19 protein-coding genes are annotated in these 23,162 nt (G+C 42.6%); 12 read left to right on the forward strand and 7 right to left on the reverse strand.

Annotated elements, in window-relative coordinates:
- Window positions 1-79: 79 nt before the first annotated feature.
- From glnB to KDJ85_RS06980, 5 genes are all read right to left on the reverse strand, one after another.
- The gene (gene glnB, locus KDJ85_RS06960; protein WP_004912721.1) at window positions 80-418 is read right to left on the reverse strand and encodes a nitrogen regulatory protein P-II; all 339 of its coding nucleotides are present in this window, start codon (window positions 416-418) and stop codon (window positions 80-82) included.
- A 12-nt stretch (window positions 419-430) separates the two neighbouring features.
- Window positions 431-2,053: an NAD+ synthase gene (locus KDJ85_RS06965; protein WP_225819028.1), complete on the reverse strand. Its 1,623-nt coding sequence runs from the start codon at window positions 2,051-2,053 to the stop codon at window positions 431-433.
- 74 nt (window positions 2,054-2,127) lie between these two features.
- Window positions 2,128-3,468, reverse strand: coding sequence for a two-component system response regulator GlrR (glrR, locus tag KDJ85_RS06970; protein WP_206082483.1), 1,341 nt, complete (start codon window positions 3,466-3,468; stop codon window positions 2,128-2,130).
- Window positions 3,468-4,286, reverse strand: coding sequence for a two-component system QseEF-associated lipoprotein QseG (qseG, locus tag KDJ85_RS06975; protein ID WP_225819029.1), 819 nt, complete (start codon window positions 4,284-4,286; stop codon window positions 3,468-3,470). The genes glrR and qseG overlap by 1 nt, the downstream gene beginning before the upstream one ends.
- On the reverse strand, window positions 4,286-5,725 hold the full coding sequence (locus KDJ85_RS06980; protein WP_225819030.1) for a sensor histidine kinase: 1,440 nt from the start codon (window positions 5,723-5,725) through the stop codon (window positions 4,286-4,288). The genes qseG and KDJ85_RS06980 overlap by 1 nt, the downstream gene beginning before the upstream one ends.
- Before the next feature lie 1,050 nt (window positions 5,726-6,775).
- Between KDJ85_RS06980 and KDJ85_RS06985 the strand changes: the two genes are divergently transcribed.
- The 7 genes from KDJ85_RS06985 to fbpC all read left to right on the forward strand — a co-directional run bounded on the left by KDJ85_RS06985 (window position 6,776) and on the right by fbpC (window position 16,111).
- Window positions 6,776-7,807, forward strand: coding sequence for a methyltransferase (locus KDJ85_RS06985; RefSeq protein ID WP_225819031.1), 1,032 nt, complete (start codon window positions 6,776-6,778; stop codon window positions 7,805-7,807).
- Between the two features lie 181 nt (window positions 7,808-7,988).
- Entirely contained in the window at window positions 7,989-8,618 is a 630-nt protein-coding gene (locus tag KDJ85_RS06990) for a response regulator transcription factor (protein ID WP_225819032.1), read from the forward strand.
- A 4-nt stretch (window positions 8,619-8,622) separates the two neighbouring features.
- Complete coding sequence (locus tag KDJ85_RS06995) at window positions 8,623-10,149, forward strand: MASE1 domain-containing sensor histidine kinase (protein ID WP_225819033.1); 1,527 nt, start codon at window positions 8,623-8,625, stop codon at window positions 10,147-10,149.
- Between the two features lie 106 nt (window positions 10,150-10,255).
- Entirely contained in the window at window positions 10,256-11,575 is a 1,320-nt protein-coding gene (gene uhpC / locus KDJ85_RS07000; protein WP_225819034.1) for an MFS transporter family glucose-6-phosphate receptor UhpC, read from the forward strand.
- Window positions 11,576-11,595: 20 nt separating this feature from the next.
- On the forward strand, window positions 11,596-12,627 hold the full coding sequence (locus KDJ85_RS07005) for an ABC transporter substrate-binding protein (protein ID WP_206082490.1): 1,032 nt from the start codon (window positions 11,596-11,598) through the stop codon (window positions 12,625-12,627).
- A 348-nt stretch (window positions 12,628-12,975) separates the two neighbouring features.
- Window positions 12,976-15,054, forward strand: a complete 2,079-nt coding sequence (locus tag KDJ85_RS07010) for an ABC transporter permease (protein WP_225819035.1) — start codon at window positions 12,976-12,978, stop codon at window positions 15,052-15,054.
- Between the two features lie 16 nt (window positions 15,055-15,070).
- Entirely contained in the window at window positions 15,071-16,111 is a 1,041-nt protein-coding gene (gene fbpC, locus KDJ85_RS07015; protein WP_225819036.1) for a ferric ABC transporter ATP-binding protein, read from the forward strand.
- A 280-nt stretch (window positions 16,112-16,391) separates the two neighbouring features.
- On the opposite strand, the gene ulaG is transcribed toward fbpC, so the two are convergent.
- A complete protein-coding gene (gene ulaG / locus KDJ85_RS07020) occupies window positions 16,392-17,459 on the reverse strand; it encodes an L-ascorbate 6-phosphate lactonase (RefSeq protein ID WP_225819037.1) in 1,068 nt (355 codons plus the stop codon).
- 114 nt (window positions 17,460-17,573) lie between these two features.
- Window positions 17,574-18,329 (reverse strand): HTH-type transcriptional regulator UlaR, encoded by a 756-nt coding sequence (ulaR, locus tag KDJ85_RS07025; RefSeq protein ID WP_047756519.1) that lies wholly within the window; start codon window positions 18,327-18,329, stop codon window positions 17,574-17,576.
- A 402-nt stretch (window positions 18,330-18,731) separates the two neighbouring features.
- Between ulaR and KDJ85_RS07030 the strand changes: the two genes are divergently transcribed.
- The 5 genes from KDJ85_RS07030 (at window position 18,732) to KDJ85_RS07050 (ending at window position 23,088) form a co-directional block, all read left to right on the forward strand.
- Window positions 18,732-20,486, forward strand: coding sequence for a PTS ascorbate-specific subunit IIBC (locus tag KDJ85_RS07030; RefSeq protein WP_225819038.1), 1,755 nt, complete (start codon window positions 18,732-18,734; stop codon window positions 20,484-20,486).
- Window positions 20,487-20,554: 68 nt separating this feature from the next.
- The gene (locus KDJ85_RS07035; protein ID WP_206082498.1) at window positions 20,555-21,031 is read left to right on the forward strand and encodes a PTS sugar transporter subunit IIA; all 477 of its coding nucleotides are present in this window, start codon (window positions 20,555-20,557) and stop codon (window positions 21,029-21,031) included.
- 14 nt (window positions 21,032-21,045) lie between these two features.
- Entirely contained in the window at window positions 21,046-21,867 is an 822-nt protein-coding gene (locus tag KDJ85_RS07040; protein ID WP_225819039.1) for a Cof-type HAD-IIB family hydrolase, read from the forward strand.
- 4 nt (window positions 21,868-21,871) lie between these two features.
- On the forward strand, window positions 21,872-22,519 hold the full coding sequence (locus KDJ85_RS07045; RefSeq protein WP_225819040.1) for a 3-keto-L-gulonate-6-phosphate decarboxylase UlaD: 648 nt from the start codon (window positions 21,872-21,874) through the stop codon (window positions 22,517-22,519).
- A 152-nt stretch (window positions 22,520-22,671) separates the two neighbouring features.
- Window positions 22,672-23,088, forward strand: coding sequence for a hypothetical protein (locus tag KDJ85_RS07050; protein ID WP_225819041.1), 417 nt, complete (start codon window positions 22,672-22,674; stop codon window positions 23,086-23,088).
- The last annotated feature ends 74 nt before the right edge of the window (window positions 23,089-23,162 follow it).

Raw genomic sequence — 23,162 nt, forward strand, 5'->3', positions numbered from 1 at the left:
GGTAACGGGCTCGCATAAAAAATACACTGTTTTAATCCCATTCCTGTGTATTTACCGTTACCGCCTTTTAACCCTAAAGTTAAATTGCTTCCTCATCTTGCTCACCCGTACGGATACGGATCACACGTGCAACATCATAAACGAAGATTTTGCCGTCACCAATTTTACCTGTTTGCGCTGTTTGCATAATAGTTTCAACGCAGTTTTCTACGATATCGTCAGGCACGACAATTTCAATTTTAACTTTTGGTAAAAAGTCCACCATATATTCCGCACCGCGGTACAGTTCGGTGTGCCCTTTTTGACGACCAAACCCTTTCACTTCAGTAACCGTCATCCCTGTGATCCCGACTTCCGCCAGCGCCTCACGAACATCATCAAGTTTAAACGGCTTTATAATTGCATCAATTTTTTTCATAAATAGTTCCTGTTATGACCAGTTTTTACGGCCAAAACCTGAGGTGATCGGATAACGGCGGTCTTTACCAAAATTCCGCATGGTAATACGCGGCCCAACAGGTGCTTGTCGGCGTTTATATTCATTCAGATCAACCAAGCGCACCACTTTACGGACAACGTCTTTATCAAAACCTAGCTTGATAAGGTCATTCACGGATAAGTCTTTTTCAACATAACCTTCTAAGATAGCATCTAATATCTCATAAGGCGGCAAACTATCTTGGTCTAACTGCCCCGGGGCCAGTTCTGCTGATGGCGGCCTATCAATCACACGCTGTGGAATAGCCGGTGAAAGCGTATTGCGGTATTTAGCCAGTTCAAAAACCAATGTTTTTGGCACATCTTTTAACACATCAAAGCCGCCAGCCATATCACCATACAGTGTTGAGTAACCCACTGCAGACTCACTCTTATTACTGGTCGTCAAGACTAAACGGCGGCGTTTATTGGACATCGCCATTAAAATAACAGCACGGCAGCGAGCTTGTAAGTTTTCTTCGGTGGTATCAACCGCAGTTCCTTCAAACATTGGACTTAATTGTGCCATGAATGAATCAAACATCGGTTCGATAGAGACAATATCAAATTCCACACCTAATAACTCAGCTTGTTCTTTGGCATCATGAATACTCATTTCTGAGGTATAACGGAACGGCATCATCACCGCTTGCACGCGTTCTTTACCGATAGCATCAACCGCAATAGCCACTGTTAAACCAGAGTCGATCCCGCCTGATAACCCAAGGATTGCACCATTGAAACCGTTTTTATTGATATAATCGCGAGTCGACATCACTAAGGCTTGATATACCTGCGCGACGGGGTCATTTTCAATAAACACACTACCTTCACTTACCAATTCCAGCTCATCAAATTTTACCGTAACAACTTGTTCTTTGAATTCGGGCAGTTTAAAGGTTTGTTTGCCTTTATTTGCAATGACTTTCGAACCACCATCAAACACCAACTCGTCTTGTCCACCCACTTGGTTGAGGTAAACGATAGGCATGTGAGTACGTTGGCAATGATCAACCAGTAAGTCGCTACGGATATGTTCCTTATGAATATCATACGGTGATGCATTGATAGTTAGTAATAACTCGGCTCCAGCACCTTTCACCGCATCAACAGGCTCGTCATACCAAATGTCTTCACAAATCAATAAGCCTAATTGATAGCCTTTGAATTCTACCACGCAGGTTTTTTCAGCTGCGCTGAAATAGCGCGGTTCATCAAAAACACCGTAGTTTGGTAGCTCTTGCTTAAAATAGCGAGCATGCAATTTCCCTTGATAGAAGAAAGAAAGTGCATTGAAGATTTCGTCCCCTTCATAGCAAGGGTGGCCAACAATAATTGCCGTTTCTGTACTCGCCTTTTGCAAACGTTCAAGTTGAGCCTCACATCTGTCTTCAAAATCTGCACGGAAAATTAAATCCTCAGGCGGGTAGCCCGTCAGAGACAGTTCTGAAAACATCACAATATCGGTTTGTGAGGCTTGTTCACTCACGACTTGTAACATGCGATCGCAGTTACCTTCGATGTCACCGACTAACCAGTTGAGTTGTGCGAGTGAAATATTAAGCTTACGGCTCATAACGTGTTTCTTCTCCCGAAGCGTGAATACAGTTTATCTTGTCCACGTGGATTATATAGGTGAATAATAGTTAATTATTCTTTAAAGTCATTAGCTTCCAAATCGTGGCGGCCAAGTAATTTATAAAATTCTGTGCGATTTCGCCCAGCCATGCGTGCCGCTTGAGTAACATTACCTTTCGTCATCTGTAATAACTTGCGTAAATAATTTAATTCAAATTGATTACGTGCTTCCACAAAGGTTGGCAAGGCAGTATTTTCACCTTGTAACGCTTGGCTGACAAGGGCTTCACTAATAACAGGAGATGTTGTTAACGCTACACATTGTTCAATCACGTTAACCAATTGGCGTACATTGCCTGGCCAAGTTGCTGTCATCAGGCATTTCATCGCATCACTTGAAAAACTGCGAACAAAGGGCTTATGCCGAGACGCAGATTCTCTCAATAAATGATTTGCTAATAATGGAATATCTTCTGCACGTTCATTTAGCGCAGGAATACGTAAATTAACCACATTCAGGCGATAATAAAGATCTTCACGAAACTCGTTTTTTTCCATCGCTTTAGGTAAATTACGGTGTGTTGCAGATAAAATACGCACATCGATGTCTAAGTCGCGATTGCTTCCTAATGGGCGAACTTTGCGTTCTTGTAACACCCGCAATAATTTTACCTGTAAGGGCATTGGCATATCGCCAATTTCATCAAGAAACAGAGTGCCACCACTTGCGGCAAAAAACAGCCCCTCGCGGTTACTCACCGCCCCCGTAAAGGCACCTTTTGCATGACCAAATAGTTCAGATTCTAAAAGTTGTTCTGGCAATGCGCCGCAATTGATAGCAATAAAGGGTTTACGGGCGCGCGGACTTGCTTTGTGAATGGCCTGCGCTAACACTTCTTTACCCGTTCCACTTTGGCCGTTGATCAGTACGCTAACGTCTGATTGTGCCACCATATGGGCTTGTTCAAGAAGACGTATCATTAAAGGGCTGCGGGTGACTATCCCCGAGCTCCACTCTTCATCACTCATCGGTGAAGAAGATAAAGCGAGTGCTTCATCAATAGCTTTATATAAAGCGTCTTTATCAACAGGTTTCGTTAAAAAGCTGAACACGCCACGTTGTGTCGCAGCAACGGCATCAGGGATTGAACCATGTGCCGTTAAGATGATAACTGGCATATTAGGATGCGCTTTTTGAATTTCATCAAACAGCGCCATTCCATCCATCTCATCCATGCGTAAGTCACTTATCACCAAATCTAACTTTTCTTTCTGTAAGATTTTAAGTGCTTCAGGGCCACTTTCCGCGGTGGTTACTTTAAACCCTTCGCTACTTAACCGCATCCCAAGTAATTTAAGTAAACTAGGGTCGTCATCAACGAGCAGTAAACTTGCCGACTTACGGTTTGTCATTATTTCGCGTTCTCCGATGAAGGTTGTTCTACAGGAGGCTCAGCGGGTTTTGCTGCGTCAGATGAGGTTTCTTTCTCGCCTTCAACAACGCTTTCGACTTCTTTTTCCGTTTCATTAGTGCTTTTTTTCCGTGAGGAAAGTTGGCGCTCAATGTCCGTTAAGTTTTCGAGTTTACGCGATGTTGTGTTCAGTTCAAAAGCCAACTTAGCGTTGTCTTCTTTTAAGCGATCAAGCTTAGTATCCATTTCTTGCTGTAGGCGTTTATAACGTGCCCCTGCATCCGAAAGGTTAATAATTTGCACTTGTTGCTCACGCCATAACTGTAATAAAGGGCGTACCGCAGTGGGAAAACTGAGACTATATGTATTAATGCTGTCGAGCATTTTTCGCCGCTCGGCAATCGTTGGGTCAGCTGAATTTAACAGTATATTTTGTTGAAATGCATTTGACCAATCTGTAACCTCTATTTTGCTTGCATTTTCACGCGCTTGTGAAGTTTCTGTGCGATCTGCACAGTCCATCATACGCAACCAAAATAGCGCATTTTCACGAGCAGCAGGCTGATCATTTTCCCAAATCGTGTCGCATGATGCATAACGATAATCAGTCACTTTCACTTCAGGCACAACCACTTGTGCCAGCGTTTCCAGTGGTGATTGACCATTTTTTACTACACACCCGTTTAGGATAAGGGTAAAGAATACCGCCCCAAAGCTAACCCCTGTTCGTCTCATCACGAATGGGTTTATCTGATTAAGTTTATTTGGCAGAGCTTTACGATAAAGCACCGCTAAAAAATCTGTAGACCGATTGACCATTATTCATTCTCTGCTGTTAGAGGCAGTTCAATTCTAAAACAGACATCTGCTGATTTATATGGGACTAGTGAGAGTTCTCCGCCCATTTGTTTTATACAATCTTGTGCAATACTTAACCCCAACCCACTCCCTTTAACCGCACCTTTTCTTTGCAAGGACCCTTGGAAAAAAGGCTCAAAAATCATGCTTTGCTCAGATTCGGGAATTGGCGTACCTGTATTTGCAACTTCAATCAGCAGTTTGTTGCCTGTTTGACGACTCGTGATCCAAATATTACCTGATTCGCCACCATAGTGCACCGCATTGGAGTAGATATTATCAATAACTCGCCCAAGCAAAGTGGGTTCCGCTAAACAGCTTTCGACTTTTAAACGGACTTCCGTTTTTATATTTTTGGCTCTAGCCGGTAAATTATGTGCATTAACAATATCTTCAATCAATTTATTTAGGTCAACTAATTGCGCTTCTGGTGGGTCATCAACCAATTTACGATTATAATCGAGTAACTGCTCAATAAGTTGCTGAAGATGCTTACTGCTATGATCAAGAATTTCAACAACCTCCCTTTGAGAGTCGGTTAATGGCCCTGCGACTTCATCAGCAAGTAATTCCGTGCCTTCTCGCATACTGGCGAGTGGTGTTTTTAACTCATGGGAAATATGGCGTAAAAACTCATGGCGCTGAGACTCAAGCCAAGCCAAGCGCTCACTTAGCCAAATAATACGCTGAGCGATTGTACGAAGTTCTCTTGGCCCTTTAAAACGTTCAATGTTACTGGCTAGAGTTCGACCTGTACCAAGGCGATTGATCATTCGCTCGATAACTTTCACTGGACCAATAATCATTCGAGTAAATAAAGTCACTAATAATGCGCTGAGCAAGAACAAGATCAAACTTTGCCAACCGAATAGTTGCCCTTTATTTGCAATTGCTTTTTGCAACTGTTCTCCGCGGCTAAAAATCACATCGCGAGTTTCCTGTACAAGAGCGGCATTCTCTGCTGAAAATTGCTCTAAGGCTTGAGTGACTTTCGCGGTGGGTTCATTATTTTCACATGTCACTATTTTAAGTTGTGCTAATGTTGCCGTGAGCTTTGAGGTGTCAGATGTTTGAGGCAAAATGGTTTTTTGCCGTTCAAACATTTGTTCATAATCGGCAAATTGTTTTTGGTATTGGGTTTGCAAAGCTGCGTCTTGTAATACGCAATATTGCCGATAGCTACGCTCCATTTCCAATGCGAGGCTACTCATCACCTCACTGCGCCTTGCATCTAATAAGGTGGTTTTATTGATATTTGCGGCTTGGTTACTCAGTTGTTCTAAACTTTGATACGCCTGATATGCTAAGACCAATAAAGGCAGCAAGACGAGCCAAAATGCCATCACAACTAGTTGCCGCAAGGAACGCGGGAAAAAACGCCATTTGCTCAATACATTCATCTCATACCCATTAAACGTATTTCAATGGTAACAGAACTCTCTCTCTCACGAAAAGGTGAATTAGGGTTCTGAGTGTCATAGCATAAAAATCAGACTAACTATGACCGAATGACTGCAATCTGCGTGCCAGTTTATTAAATAAAAATGAGTATTTTCAGTGGGGTATGCCCTAACAGTGAATATTTTATTTTAGAGTATTTATTAATATTCCCTAAATAATTCGGATTGCAGTTAGGCACAGGTAACAACGCTGTGGTTCAAAGTATGACAGGCGTAGGAAGGCGGAGATAAGGATCGACCTTAACTCCGCCAGCGATGATTTACTGCTTTTATAGGATTATGTCTTTACATTAAAGATAATCATATAGGTGGTGCCTCACTCCACGTGTCGCCCTGTGTTTGATAAGGCCCGAAGGCGAGTATCTGTGCTGTTGGACGGTAGGCACCTTACTTTGGCGTCATTCTGGCTTTATGTGGTATGTTCCCAACTATTTATGGACCGACATAATAAATTGAATGAGCAACTGCATATTATTATGCACAACTCATGCCAACTTTTCAAGTTAATACCTAACCCATTAAAAAATAAGCAAATTAAATTTATTACTTCTTTTGACTCTTTCTTAATACGCTGAAACGGTTTATCCGAACCTTAAGTTTGTCGCTAATTTAAGACACTCAAAAGCTCAACTTATAAAAACCTTATTTATCATATAGATAAATGTCTCCTTTTGGCGACAGTGCATATAGGGTGTTGTCGCTAATTTTAGACAACGAGGAAAAAACACTAACTCTACGCTGCTTATCTTATCTTTCCACCATGAAATAATTAACAATGTTTATATTTCCAAAAAAAAACAGTTCCCACCCCAATCTTGATAATTACACCAAAAAAAACATAAAAACTCAAATAATACATTGCGTTAATTAATTAAATTCAAATAAAAAAATTCACTAACTATTTACCTGTACACTTTAACCAATTTAAACAATACTTAATATTGATAATCGATGCATGTTCTCACTTTGAAATTAATAATTGGAGATTGTATGAATCCTACTTCAGAAACTTCAAACAAAGCAGAAAATATTGACATTGCCGTCCGAGTCATTGAAAAAGTGACGGGTTACATGTTTCAAGCAGCATTACGGGCAGCAGTCAAATTAAACATTGCAGAATATTTAAAAGATGGGCCTAAAACGTCACAAGAGTTAGCAGAAATTATTAATGGCAAGCCAAAGGTTATCCATAAAACACTACGTATATTAACAACTCAAGGTATTTTTAAAATACAGGATGATTTGCACTTTGCCTTAACCCCCGAAGCTGAGTTTTTACTTCCTGACCATCCTTATTCATTACGTCAAGCGATACTCATGCTAACAGATAAGACTTTCTGGATGCCTATACATAATCTTGATGAAATTATCCTTGGCAAACCTGTATTTAAAAATATGTTTGGGGGGACATTCTTTGAATACTGGCAGCAAAATGTTCACTTACCTGACAACTTTGATGTTGGCATGTCATCTATGTCACGCATTGAAAATGAATACGTTATTAGTGCATATCAATTCCCAGAAAATATTGTGATTGCAGATATTGCAGGAGGCTTAGGAGCATTACTTCTTGAGGTATTAAAAAGAAACCCCACCACTAAAGGCATTCTATTTGATCAGCCTCATGTATTAAAACAAACAATATTACCTCTACTCGGTGACGATTCGCGCTGGACCACCTACCCTGGTTCATTCTTCGAAAAATGCCCTGAAGCTGATATTTATTTACTCAAATACATTACTCATGACTGGCCAGAAGACAGTGTAATTAATATTTTAAAAACCATTCGTCGTGCGATGAAAGCAACATCAAAACTCTTGCTCATTGATTGCATCGTCGCTGATGATAACAAAGTAAATATTGGTAACGATATAGACTTAATTTGTTTAAGCCTTTCACCCGAAGGTGGCGAACATACTATCAGTGAGTTTGAGACATTATTAAGCAATGCGGATCTTAAACTTAACAGAATAATCGATACCCATTCTCATATTCATATTCTTGAAGCTCTACCTGTATAATTTGATTAAACCAATGAATGCCGACCTTAGGGCACTAGTGATAGGTAGGCATTCTATCCATTGAATAAAAACCACCGACATTTCTGATACACATCAGAATTTTCAACCTTCTTCCTAGCTTATCCTTTCTCATCTTGATATAAGATTTCTCAATACCCTACTCATCACAGAATATAACAACATGATAAAAATCGCCTTAGTTGATGACCACGTCGTTGTGCGCTCTGGTTTCGCACAATTGCTGACCCTAGAACCCGATATTTCCGTTGTCGGGCAATATGCTAGCGCCCAAGAAGCATTGCCAAATCTTCTTAATTTAGAGATTGATGTCGCGATTATGGATATCTCCATGCCAGATGAAAATGGTTTGCAATTATTATCACGACTTCGTCAAAAAAAACCAGACTTCAAAACCATTATTCTCAGTATTTACGATACCCCTGCTTTTGTACAAAGTGCCTTAGACGCAGGGGCCAGTGCTTATTTAACCAAACGCTGCGGGCCTGAAGAGCTGGTACAAGCAGTGCGCTCAGTCCACCAAGGGGGCTGCTATTTATGCGCAGACGCCATGCGAGCCCTACGCCATTCACCGCAACAACATCAAGGGATGCAAGAATTAACGCCTCGGGAGCGGGAGATTTTTGATTTACTCATAGCAGGCCTCAGCGTTAAAGTAATTGCAGAACAACTCGAGCTTAGCCATAAAACAGTGCATGTCCATCGCGCTAATGTACTCGGTAAATTGCAATGCGAAAACACCATTGACCTCGTACACTACGCACTAGAGCATAATCTTATTTCAAGGTCTTAATGGCATGAGTAAAAGCCTGCGTCTAACACTTCAATCTATTTTTCTACTCTTTACCTACTCATTGCTGTGGATTGGGTTGTGGATCATTGGTTTTTATTTAAGCGAGAATAGCTTTCAGGCAACCTTATTTTTACCGCAAGGGCTGCGCCTTGCCTTAATGATCATTCTCTGGCGGCGTTATTGGCCTACTTTGCTACTTAGCGAAAGTGTTTTGAATTTTTGGCTATCTGGGGAGCAACTGCTTTTCCAACCGATTTTGCTGCTATCCCCACTATTAAGTCTCGGTGTGGCTTTTGTTATTCAAGATATTTGGTGGCGCTACACTTTATATTGGCAGCGCTTATTATTATTGCTGGCTGGCGTCGCTGCAAACAGTGTACTGCACGCATTACTATTTGGCTGGCTATCTTCCTATTCCATTAGCCAGCTCTTTTTAACGACATTCACTGGGGGAATATTACTCTCCCCATTTGTTTACCTTATCTATGAATACCTGCATGAGCAGCACTACCAAATGTTGCTTGATTATGGAACTCCCGACAAACAACTACGTACCTCTTTGATTGTTTGGTGTTTTTTATTTTGTGTAGTGGGATTAAGTGCCCAAGTCTTTTTCGCACCTGAAATCGAACGTTTGATTGTTTTACTGGTGTTTATTCCGAATGTGTTTATGGCTTACCGCTATGGCTGGCAAGGGGGAGTACTTTCCGCATTATTAGGCAGTTTAATTATTACTTTTGCGCGGCAATTTCACGGTGCTTTTGCAGACTTAGAAGAACTGGAAATGTTTCTCAGCACTCAAGCCTTAATTGGTATTGGGCTGGGGATCGCCATTAGCCGCCAAAAACAGCTCGCCAATAACCTACAACGTTATCGACAACGCTTAGAGCAAGAACTAAAAGCACGACGTGATCTGATGCGCCAATTAGTTCATACTGAAGAAGATATCAAAAAAGCCATCGCCCGCGAATTGCATGATGAAATTGGGCAAAATATTACCGCCATTCAGATTCAATCCATGTTAGTCAAAAAAACAGCGCCAGACTCCTTAAGCCACCAAGCAGCAAGCCAAATTAATGAGCTTGCTCAGCAAATTCACCAATCGACTCGGCAACTGTTGCGCCAATTGCGTCCGCCTGTATTGGATGAGATGTCCCTTGAGAATGCGCTCACCCATTTAATCGCAGAATTTTCCTTTCCTGAAAATAATATTCAATGCCATTTTCGCTATGCGCTAAAAGAAACCCCTGTCAATGAAACCGTTCTATTTACGTTGTACCGCCTTGTTCAGGAATTACTTAACAATATCAGCAAACACGCAAAAGCCACACAAATCCACATTTCACTAGTACAAATAGGTGACTCGATCCAGCTTGTTGTTAATGATAATGGCGTGGGCATTCCTTTTAGCAAACGCACGAGTGGCTTTGGTTTACGCGGTATTGAAGAGCGCGTTAGGGCTTTAGGGGGAGATTGGACACTCACCACACAAAACGGTACGCAAATAATTGTTAACTTGCCCACATTTTAAGATAAAACATCACAAAACTAGGAATTATTCCTAGTCCTCTAATACCTTCTCTCATCCCTTTTGTTAAAAACTTGATTACATTTTGCCAAACACGAGAAATACCATCATGACAGGTCAACATACATTGGATTTGGATAGCACTTATCGCTTTTGGCGCCGCCGACTGATGTTATTCATGATAGTGGGTTATGCCACCTTTTATCTGACGCGAAAAAGCTTCAATTTTGTCATGCCTGTCATGCAAAGCGAATTGCTGCTCGACAAAAGTGATATTGGCTGGATTGCCACGGCGTTTTACCTGACTTACGGCATTTCCAAGTTTTTATCGGGTATTTTCCACGATATCACAGGCTACCGCTGGTTTATGGGGGCAGGTCTTGTGATGACGGGGCTACTGAATATCATTTTTGCCTATTGTTTATCGTTCCCTGCCCTTTTGTTGGTTTGGACGTTAAACGGATTTTTCCAAGGTTGGGGATGGCCACCTTGTGCACGAATTCTCACTCACTGGTACTCACGTAATGAACGAGGGTTCTGGTGGGGGTTGTGGAATATCTCCATCAATCTCGGCGGCATGCTGCTGCCTTTGCTCACTGCGCTGTTAGCAACGCAATACAGTTGGCAGATGGCATTGATAGTGCCTGGGTTGATAGGTGTGGTCGTTGGGCTTTGGTTATGTCGCCAGCTACGGGGAACACCACAAGAAGAGCAACTACCCAGTGTTGGGCAATGGCGCCAAGATGTGCTGGAGCTACGCCAAGAGCGTTTATCACCCCCGATGCCCATGTGGGTGATTTTAAAAGACGCGATTGTTTTCAACCGCATGATTTGGTTATTAGGTTTCTCCTATATTTTAGTTTATCTCATTCGTATGGCGATAAACGACTGGGGAAATCTCTGGTTAACAGAAAAACACGGCACCAATTTACTTAGTGCCAACGCAACATTGTCGTTATTTGAATTAGGTGGACTACTTGGCGCACTGTGCTCAGGATGGGGCTCTGATATTTTGTTTCGCGGGCAGCGGGCACCAATGATTTTGCTGTTCTCATTGGGGTTATGTATCTCAGTCAGTGCTTTGTGGCTTACCCCTATTCATCATTACGCTTTACTCGCCGTGTGTTTTTTTGCTATCGGCTTTTTTGTTTTTGGACCACAAATGTTAATCGGTCTCGCTGCAACAGAATATTGTCATAAAAAAGCAGCGGGCGCGGTAACGGGTTACCTTGGGTTGTATGCCTATCTAGGGGCTGCAATTGCAGGGTGGCCGCTCTCTCAAGTCATCGCACATTACGGTTGGTCAGGGATGTTTACCTTACTAGCCAGTGCCGCTGCCTTGATGGGGCTACTGCTTATGCCGCTTTTGATTGCGAACGTCAGCAAACGAGAGCACATGGCAGGATCTGTTTCACCCTCTGATAATTAAAATCTGATAAAGGATTGAAAATGAAACTGAAAACTCTCTCTACTCTAATCGCAGCAGGCTTATCCCTCGCCGCAATTTCGACCACTGCAAGTGCGGCGGGTCGCCTTGTGGTTTACTGTAGTGCAACCAACGCGATGTGCGAAACAGAAACCCAAGCATTCGCTAAAAAATATGATGTGAAAACCACTTTTGTACGTAACGGTTCAGGCAGTACTTTAGCTAAAATCGAAGCTGAAAAACGTAACCCACAAGCAGACGTGTGGTATGGCGGTACATTAGACCCACATTCACAAGCAGGAGAAATGGATTTACTTGAGCCATACAAATCACCAAAACTCGCTGAAATTATGCCTCAATTCCAAGACCCAGCAAAACGCAAAGGTAATTATTCCTCTGCGGTTTACATCGGAATCTTAGGCTTTGGTGTGAATAAAGATCGCTTAAAAGAAAAAGGCTTACCGATCCCAACCTGCTGGAAAGATTTAACCAAGCCTGAGTATAAAGGTGAAATTCAAATCGCTGACCCACAAAGCTCAGGAACTGCGTATACTGCATTAGCAACATTTGACCAACTGTGGGGTAACGAGCAAGCCTTTGATTACCTGAAAAAATTAAACTCTAACATCTCTCAATACACGAAATCAGGTATTGCCCCAGCACGTAATGCCGCACGTGGTGAGTCTGCCATTGGTATCGGCTTCTTACATGATTATTCATTAGAAGTGGAAAATGGTGCGCCATTAGAGTTAATCGCACCATGTGAAGGTACTGGCTATGAAATCGGCGGGATCAGTATTCTGAAAAACGCCCGTAACATGGATAACGCTAAACTGTTCGTTGATTTCGTGCTATCTAAAGAAGCCCAAGAACTGAGCTGGAAAGAAGGTAAATCTTACCAAATCCTCACCAATACTACGGCAGAATCTTCCCCAATTTCGTTAAAATTGAACGACCTGAACCTGATTAATTACGATATGGACAAATACGGTGATGCCGATGTCCGTAAGAATTTAATCAACAAGTGGGTTACTGAAGTCAAAATGAGTAAATAACCACCCTGTGCGGCGTGAACGCGCCGCACTGAGCACTTACTTAACTAAAATAAAAATTAATTTAATTAAGCTCTAAATAGTTTGGGTTGTCACAAGACGGCAAGTGACGTTATTCCTAGGAACATACACAAGTATGTGATTAGGATAACAGAGCGCAGCCAACACAGTGACAGCACAAAATATAACTAGATAAAAATTCTAACTATTATCATTAAGCTCTAAATAGTTTGGGTTGTCACAAGGCGGCAAGTGACGTTATTCCTAGGAGCATACGCAAGTATGTGACTAGGATAACAGAGCGCAGCCAACACCGTGACAGCGCAAAATATGACGAGCTTAGGGGGATCTATGTCTCAAACCCTAGCTCTGACACCACCTAAAAAGCGAGATAGCACCTTTTTTTGGCTGCTATTGGCGTGGGTTGGTTTCGCCTTGTTACCGTCTTGGAGCCTTGATTATGGCTTACTTGACTCAACACAAGATGAAATCCTCGCCGCTTATGGTTGGAGCAGCCTAAACATTAGTTGGCTTTGGTATCTCTTGCCATCTGTACTGTTTATTCGCCCGTTAACACCAGCGGATCGTTACCATAAAACACGCCATTACTTTGATATTGCTGTCGCGGCTATCACTGCCGTTGTCGTGATCGTCACGGCTTACTTTGATGGTAAGGGCCTTGGTTATTCCGCCATTGTGCTGTTTATTGCCTTAGGTATGGTGATGACGCACGCGTTAACCCGCCTTGAGTGGCTGGGTGGCGACCAATTCGTCATTGGGTCGCTTATCACCGTTGTCGCACTGATTACGTTGTTTATCGTCTTCCCAAGTGTAGCGATTTTTATCCCCATGTTTACCGATGGTAATGGGGATTTCGCGCCACTCGCTTTTGTGGCAATTTTAACGCAATCCCATATTGTTCAGGTTATCATTAACTCGGTATTTCTCTCTTTAGCTGTAGGAGCTGGCTGTACCTTCTTTGGGTTAATTTTAGCTATCTACACCACACGTATTGCGAAACGTTCTGCCATTATTGGCCGCGTATTTTCTATCTTACCGATTGTGACACCGCCATTTGTTGTCGGTCTTGGCGTAACCTTAATGATGGGCCGCTCAGGTTATATTACTGAATTTTTGGCGACTTACATGGGGTTAGAAAATACCAACTGGCTGTATGGCTTTACGGGGATTTGGCTCGCACAGGTTCTGGCCTTTACCCCAATGTCATTTATGATTTTGGATGGTGCGATTAAAACCATTCACCCTTCATTGGAAGAAGCCTCTTATACCCTGCGCGCTAATCGTTACCAAACCTTCTTTAATGTGTTTATGCCATTATTGAAACCTGCATTAGCTAACGCATTTTTAATTGTTATTGTTCAGTCACTGGCCGACTTTAGTAACCCATTAGTGTTAGGCGGTAACTTTGACGTATTAGCCACACAAATTTACTTCTATATCACAGGTTCACAGTTAGATTACCAAGCAGCCAGTACCTTGGGCGCTTCCTTGTTGGTCTTCTCGCTGTTGGTATTCTGTGTGCAATATATGTGGATTGGTAAACGTTCGTACGTCACGGTTTCGGGTAAATCTTACCGTGGTGACGTCCAACCATTGCCATCGTCTTTAATTGCCACAGTAACGACTTTCTTAGCAATTTGGGTCGCCTTTAACGTTCTGTTATACGGCAGCATTTTCTACGGTAGCTTTACGGTGAACTGGGGTGTGGATTACACCTTAACGTTAGATAACTTTATTAAGCTATTCGGTCAAGGTATGAGTGACGGCGCATGGCCTTCATTACTCGATACCCTTCTGTATGCAGGAATTGCCGCACCGATCACCGCAATTCTGGGTCTATTAATTGCCTATATTGTCGTGCGCCAAGATTTCCGTGGTAAGAAAACTATCGAATTTACCACTATGTTATGTTTCGCCGTACCAGGCACCGTTGCGGGTGTGTCATACATTTTAGCCTTTAACGACACACCGTTCTATTTAACAGGTACAGCGGCCATCGTAATTATTTCGATGACTATGCGTAACGTTCCTGTGGGGATCCGTGCTGGTATCGCAGGCTTGGGGCAAATTGATAAATCGCTAGATGAGGCATCATTAAGCTTACGAGCAGGCTCCATGCGCACCATTTTCTTTATCTTGCTGCCGCTCTTGCGCCCTGCGATTTTATCCGCGCTGATTTACAGTTTTGTACGAGCGATTACCACTGTTAGTGCAATTGTGTTCTTGGTTACCCCTGATACACGCGTTGCCACCGCTTACATTCTTAACCGTGTTGAGGATGGTGAGTATGGCGTTGCGATTGCTTATGGCTCCATTTTGATTGTGGTCATGCTCGCAATTATCTTCTTATTTGACTATTTGATTGGCGAAGCCCGTGTTTCACGTTCCAAAGCCAAAAATGCACAGTGATCAGGGAGTAACTGACATGACACAACATAATTTTGTTGAATTAAAAAATGTGACTAAACGCTTTGGTAGCAACACGGTTATCGATGATTTAAGTCTTTCCATCCCCCAAGGCAGCATGGTGACCTTATTAGGGCCATCGGGTTGTGGAAAAACCACTGTTTTACGTTTAGTCGCAGGGCTCGAAAAACCGACCGAAGGCCGTATGTTTATTGATGGGGAAGATGTAACCGACCGCTCAATACAACAGCGTGATATTTGTATGGTGTTCCAGTCCTACGCTTTGTTCCCACATATGTCTTTAGGGGATAACGTGGGCTACGGCTTGAAAATGTTAGGCTTACCGAAAGCTGAGATCAAAAAACGCGTTGATGAGGCATTAGAGCTGGTCGATTTAGCAGGCTTTGCCGACCGCTTTGTTGACCAAATTTCGGGAGGACAACAGCAGCGTGTCGCCTTAGCTCGAGCGTTGATCCTCAAGCCAAAAGTGCTGTTATTTGATGAGCCGTTAAGTAACTTGGATGCCAACTTACGCCGTAGCATGCGTGAGAAAATTCGTGAGCTACAACAGCAATTTAACATCACCTCCTTGTACGTTACCCATGACCAAAGTGAGGCCTTCGCGGTATCGGACATGGTACTGGTCATGAACAAAGGGAAAATCATGCAATTGGGCTCACCACAAGAGCTCTACCGCCAGCCCGCATCGAAATTTATGGCGAGCTTTATGGGGGATGCCAATATTTTCCCTGCAACATTGACTGCGGATTCTGTGGATATCTTTAATTATCGCTTGCCTCGTCCTGCGCAAATTACCTCAACACAAACGCAAGTCACTGTGGGTGTTCGCCCTGAAGCCATTACCCTAAATACACAAGGTGATGATAGCCAACGTTGTACGATCACCCACGTTGCTTATATGGGGCCTCAATATGAAGTAACAGTTGATTGGCATGGCCAGTCCATGTTACTGCAAATTAATGCGACCCAATTACAACCCAGTGTCGGGGAAAATCTGTACCTACAAATTCACCCTTATGGCATGTTTGTGCTTGAATAACCAAACATTGCATTGAAGACCAAACCGCCACATTCTATTGGCGGTTGAGGTTGTTGACAAAGCAGGATAAAAGCGTGGTTTTTCCTGCTTTGTGTTATCAGCCGAAAATCAATAAATTGATTTTCCTTGTTTATTTTCAAAACCAATCCAACCTGCCGTCAAACCTAGTCGGTTTGTCAGCAGTCTGAACCGCCACATTCTATTGGCGGTTTTTTTTCGCCTTAAAATAAAAAAGCAGAAGCGTTTTCGCCTCTGCTATGAATGAATTTATCAATGATAACTATAAAAATGCTTTATATGGTAGCTCTGGCTCATTTTTAAAGATGTCGTTAAAGCCACGGAAATGCTGATAATGCATACGGTCTTTATCCGTTGGGTAAGTATATTTACCCCCCACTTGCCAGAAGAACGGGGCAAAGGTGTATTGTAAGCGCTCTTTTTTCATGTTCCACAGCACTTCAATTTCCCGCGGGTCATTTTGGAAGTTAGCCCAAATATCGTGGTGGAATGGAATAACGCGTTCGCAATCTAATGACTCTGCAGCACGTAAAATATCCGAAGAGGTCATTTTATCTGTCACCCCGCGTGGGTTTTCGCCGTAAGAAAGCAATGCAACGTCGATATTGTAACGGTTGCCGTGCGCCGCATAATAGTTTGAATAGTGGGAATCACCTGAGTGATAAATAGAACCACCCGTGGTTTCAATTAAGTAATTCACCGCGCGGGAGTCCATACCATCCAAAATAGCTTTATCATAGGAAGAGACACCTTGTGGTAGCGTTACTAACGCTGTGCGGTCGAAGGAGTCTAGCACACGAATTTTCATATCCCCGACGTCAAGCACATCCCCCACTTTCGCCACCACACAACGCTCAGCAGGTACGCCCCATTTAGTCCATAAATCCACACACGCTTGTGGGCCAATAAACTTAACATGGTCACCGCAGTTTTGCAGTACGGCCGCCGCCACGTTCACATCGATATGATCAGCATGGTCATGGGACGCTAAAATGGCATCGACTTCTTTAATCGCAAATGGGTCAAGAGGGAAAATTGCTGTACGTAAGTTGGGTTGTAATGCTTCTACGCCTCCCATACGCATCATTTGATGCTGCTTGTTCATGAGTGGATTTTTTTGCGTTTTTTTCCCTGTTCCACACCAAAAATCAATGGAAATATTCGTATTACCTGCGCTTTTCAACCAAATACCTGTGCAACCTAACCACCACATTGAAAATGTATTCGGCTCAACAACCGTTTTTTCAATTTCTTCATTTAACCAAGTTCCCCACTCAGGAAATGTGCTTAAAATCCAAGATTCACGTGTAATTTCATTGACTTTGCTCATAGTGATAATACCTTTTTCCAGAATTTTAGATGTCGGGAGCCCGATGCCTTAATGAGATAATTAAGGCATGAAGGCAAATTAGTTTAAATTCAATAAATCAGGTAGTGGATGGGATTAAACGAGTATCACTCGCGTCCCTTGCGCTTGAATTCCTTTAATCACCTCAGGATTAGCATTTCTTCCCGTGATAAGAACATCAATCTTATTAGCTGGGCAAAATAACATTCCCGTTCGATGCCCCACTTTGGAACTGTCAACAACCACCACTAACTTGTCGATTTGATCTAGCATCTGTTGCTCTGCCACAGCGGTTAACATATCAGCTTTATATAAACCCGCTTCTGTTAGCCCCTTCCCTGACGTGAACATCCAGTTACCTGCGTAGCCCATCAGCGTATTGAGGGCCGGATTTAAAAAGATGTTTTGTGCCTTATTATACTGCCCACCAATTAAAATGACGTCTTCATGGTCTTCATCAATCAAATAACTGGCCAGTGGAAAATAATTGGTCACAATCTGTACGTTTTTACCGCAAAGCTGCTGCCCTAACATAAAGGCGGTCGAACCACAGTTAATCACTGCACTTTCCCCTGGTCGGCAAAGTTCAGCCGCTTTAATCGCGATTTCTGATTTTTCCTCGTAATGATCAGCACTATTAATATTGAGCGGTGTCCACTTACGCTTTTTCGTTTCAATTCGTTCTGCACCATTACGGACTTTCCGTAACTTACCCTGCTCGTCAAGTTTTGAAATATCACGACGTGCAGTAGCAGGAGACACATTAAACTGTTCGGTAATATGAGAAACGTTAATCACCCGCTGCGTTTCTAATAACGACAAGATTTCATTGTGTCTTTGCACTTCATTCATAACTATCGCCTTATTAAGAAATAATCACATCAATGACAACTTATGATTGAAAATGATTATTGGTGATTAGTTTTGATTCTATTTATCTCATCCAATATTGTCAACCTTTGCCTGAGCAAAAAATTGATATTTGATATAAATAAAATTATCATATTGATTTAAAACATTATTTTAAATTTTACGTGATCAAGTCGCCATTTATTTATTTTTTTACTGGTAAAAAAACAGACAAATGCAAACAATCATAAAAGAGCAATTCGTGATTACATTTGATCATAATTGATTTTTGCGCGACCGTTTATCCATTTTAAATGATTATATCGCAATAACACCAGATACGATCAATATGATTAATCTCTGACCCCTATAAATTACAAATACAATTTGATTAGAGGTAAAAATATGGATTTTTTATACGACGCTTTCTATATTTTTTACAGCCAAGTAATGACTAAAGCGCCTCTGTTACTCGGCTTAGTCACTTTCATTGGTTACTGGTTGCTAAAGCGCGATGGAACGACAATTCTCAAGGGAACAATCAAAACGATTGTTGGCTTTATGTTAGTGGGTGTCGGAGCCAGCACCTTGGTATCTAGCTTTAAACCTGTTATTGAAAAAATGTCTGAATATCATGGCCTCACAGGTTCAGTTATCGACCCATACACCTCAATGATGGCAACCATGGAAACCATGGGTGATAACTATTCGTGGGTCGGCTATACCGTGTTGTTAGCCCTCGCGATTAATATTCTTTTAGTGCTTTTTCGCCGCATCACAGGTATTCGTACCATCATGTTGACAGGCCATATCATGTTCCAGCAAGCTGGCTTGATTGCTGTTTTCTATTTTGTGCTGGGTTCAAGCATGTGGGAAACTATTTTGTATTCCGCAGTCTTGATGGCGCTGTACTGGGGGATCTCCTCCAATATTATGTTTAAACCAACGCAAGAAGTGACTGGCGGTGCTGGTTTTTCTATCGGCCACCAGCAGCAGTTTGCCTCCTGGATAGCCACCAAGGTTGCCCCAAAACTTGGCGATAAAAAAGACAGTGTTGATAACTTAAAATTGCCAAAATGGCTGCATATTTTCCACGATAGCATCTCCGCGACGGCCATTGTGATGACGCTCTTTTTTGGCGTTATTTTGATTTCTTTTGGTCTAACTAACCTGCAAACCATGGCAGGTACCACGCATTGGACTATCTACATTATTGAAACAGGACTGAAATTTGCCGTTGCCATTCAAATTATCGTGACGGGTGTGCGGATGTTTGTTGCAGAGCTTTCTGAAGCATTTAAAGGCATTTCCGAACGCGTTATTCCTAATGCCGTGCTCGCCATCGACTGTGCCGCTATCTATGCGTTCTCGCCAAATGCGATGGTCTTCGGCTTTATGTGGGGTGCAATCGGTCAATTTGCTGCTGTATTAGGCATGTTGGCCTTCAACTCACCCATTATGATCATCCCTGGCTTTATTCCGATGTTCTTCTCCAATGCGACCATCGGTATTTTCGCTAATCACTTTGGTGGCTGGAAAGCCGTGATGAAAGTCTGTTTTGTAATGGGCGTCATCGAAATTTTAGGATCTGCATGGGCGATTGACTTAATCAACCGCCAAGGCACGGATTTTAGTGGCTGGATGGGTATGGCTGACTGGGCATTAGCGTTCCCAGTGATTATGCAAGGCTTGTCATTCTCAAAAATGTTCTTCTTTGTGATCGTCGCTCTTGCCCTTGTCTACATGTACTTTGCCGCGAAAAAACTGCGAGCAGAAGAGGATGCCGAAGGTGCCCTTGAAGCGGCCATTGAAACAGTAGAAGAAGACGTTGAATCTACCCCACTTGAACACAGTGGTGCCAAACCTGTGCGCATCCTAGCGGTATGTGGTAATGGGCAAGGTTCCTCCATGATGATGAAAATGAAAATTGGCCAATACCTTGAGAAAAAAGGCATCCCACACGTTATGGATTCCTGTGCGGTATCCGACTATAAATCGAAATTAACAGCAACAGACATTATCGTCTCGTCAAAACATTTAAGTTCAGAAATGGACCCAGGTGAAGGTAAGTTCGTCCTTGGCGTACAAAACATGCTCAATCCTAATTCATTCGGTGATGAGTTGCTAAATATCATTCACACCAATTTTATTCGTAATTAATCATGTTGATGCCTCGATAAACGTCCCCTATAGCTATCGAGGCAATTATCACCCAAGAGGAAGTCATAATGGGATTCAAACAATCATTAATCGACAATAATTCTATTCAACTCCATGCCAATGCAGCCCATTGGCGCGATGCTGTTAAAATTGGCACAGATATGCTGGTTGCCTCTGGTGCAATCAAACCGACTTACCATGACGCCATTATCAGCAGTGTTGAAAAACTGGGTCCGTATATCTGCATCGCCCCGCATTTAGCCCTGCCCCACGCGCGGCCTGAAGATGGCGTTATTCGCACTGCTTTTGCCTTAGTCACCTTAGAAAAACCCGTTATTTTTGATGGGGAAGATGAGCCTGTCGACGTTTTAATTACACTTGCGGGTAGCTCTTCGGACGAACATATGGAAGGATTGATGGAGGTCACCCAAGTTCTTGACGATGAAGACAGTGAAACGGGTGTCGATCTTAACAAACTACGCCAATGCCACACAGCCGACGATGTATATCGCGTGATTGATGAGGCACTCGCGAAAAACGCTTAAAAGGAGTCTTTGATATGTATAAAGTGCTCGCATTAGATTTAGATGGGACGGTTCTGACAGCTCAACACACTATCCACCCAGAAGTGAGGTCTGCTATTCAACATGCGGCGAAACACTGCCACGTGATAATTGTCACGGGACGTCACCACACCGCTGCGCGCCCTTATTACGATGAACTGGGGTTAACCACGCCAGTTATTTGCTGTAATGGTACCTATATCTATGATTATCAGAACGAAAAGGTGCTCACACAAACATCAATTGCCAAAAAAGATGCCTTAGCCTTTATTGAATTGGCGCAAAAAAACCAATTTAAACTCGTGCTGTATACCACCAATGAAATGACCTATTCAAAATCACAACCGATTGACTATATGAAAGATATGGAACAGTGGGCAGCGGATCCAAGCCTTGCTCATCCCCCTAAAATCTACCGTATTGATTCATTTGAAGAGCAGGTTCGTGATACCGATTATGTTTGGAAATTTGTTGTTGAGGGTGACCCTAATGCCATTGAACAATTAATGAATGTCTCGTGGGTGAATGACAAATTCACTGCCGAACGTTCATGGGTCAACCGCATTGATATCGCCTGTAAAGGCAATAACAAAGGCATGCGCTTAGCGCAATACGTTAACCAACTCGGCCTCAAGCCTGAGCAAGTGATTGCCGTCGGCGATAACCATAATGATATTTCCATGATCCAATACGCAGGGTTGGGTGTTGCGATGCCTCACGCTGATGACGCAGTCAAAGCACAAGCTAATGCTATCTGCGCTACTGATAACAATCATGACGGACTTGCCCGTTTGATACGAGAAAAAATTCAAGGATAAAACCATGACTAAACCGTTGATCCAAATTGCGTTAGACCAAACAAACTTACCTGCAGCACTGGACGTTGCTGAAAATGTACACACTTTTGTTGACATCATTGAAGTGGGTACAATTTTAGCGTTTGCCGATGGCATGAATGCAGTGTCGACGCTACGCCAAAAATACCCAAACCACATTCTGGTTTGCGATATGAAAACCACTGACGGTGGCGCTATTTTGTCAAAAATGGCATTTGAGGCAGGTGCAGATTGGATCACGGTGTCAGCAGCGGCGCATATTGCCACCATTGCAGCCTGTAAGAAAGTGGCTGACGAATTTAAGCGTGAAATTCAAATTGAAATTTACGGCAATTGGACATTTGAAGATGCAAAAAATTGGGTGGATTTAGGTATTACTCAAGCTATCTACCATCGTTCTCGTGATGCTGAACTTGCTGGTATTGGCTGGACCAATGAAGATATCGAAAAAATGCGCAAATTGTCTGATTTAGGCTTAGCACTATCAATTACTGGCGGCATCGTACCTGAAGATATTCACTTATTTAATGGTATTAAAGCCAAAGCCTTTATTGCAGGACGTGCCTTAGTGGGTGAAAAAGGCAAGCAAACCGCAGAAGCATTGCGCGAACAAATTAATCGTTTCTGGAAATAATACCCAGCTATACGCCCTATCCGCTTTGCAGATAGGGCGTCATTCATTTAACCCCCCAATATCCCGCTCTTTACCCTGCTATTTTTTGCCTTTATCTTTTATCCTCAATGGTAAAATTAAAGCCATACCTCCTTTTAATAAGACATAACCTGATGAAAAAATTATTAATTACAGCTCTCGCCGTTTCTGCCTTAACTTGGCAAATGTCCGCTGCCGCGCGTACCGACCAAGTTAAAATTCATGATGGTGGTGAAGTATCCTGTGAGCAATGTGGCAAAGGCGCTGCTGTTAGCTGGATTAGTGTGGGTGATGCGTACTTTGGTATTGGGTCACAAGTCCATGAAACTGACCGTTGGGCGCTTTTGCGTGAAGATGCGGGTATTTCTTGCCCCGCAGGTAAATGGTATTTTATTGATAAGAAAAATAAGCGCTTAGAGTTAGAGGAAGCCACTGCCGTCGGTGCTGATTGCAATGAAATTGAAGCAGTTAAACTCACTGAAGTAGATGATGGGCTAAAAGTCAGCGTGAAAACTTACAATGGATTAAACCAAGAATTTATCTTGAACTAATCATTATATTCTTAAGAGATAAAAAACAGGCCAGTGAACAAATCAACTGGCCTGATATTTATTCAATTAGCTTA

Origin of the sequence: Providencia vermicola (assembly GCF_020381325.1) — a bacterium.
Lineage (GTDB): Bacteria > Pseudomonadota > Gammaproteobacteria > Enterobacterales > Enterobacteriaceae > Providencia > Providencia vermicola.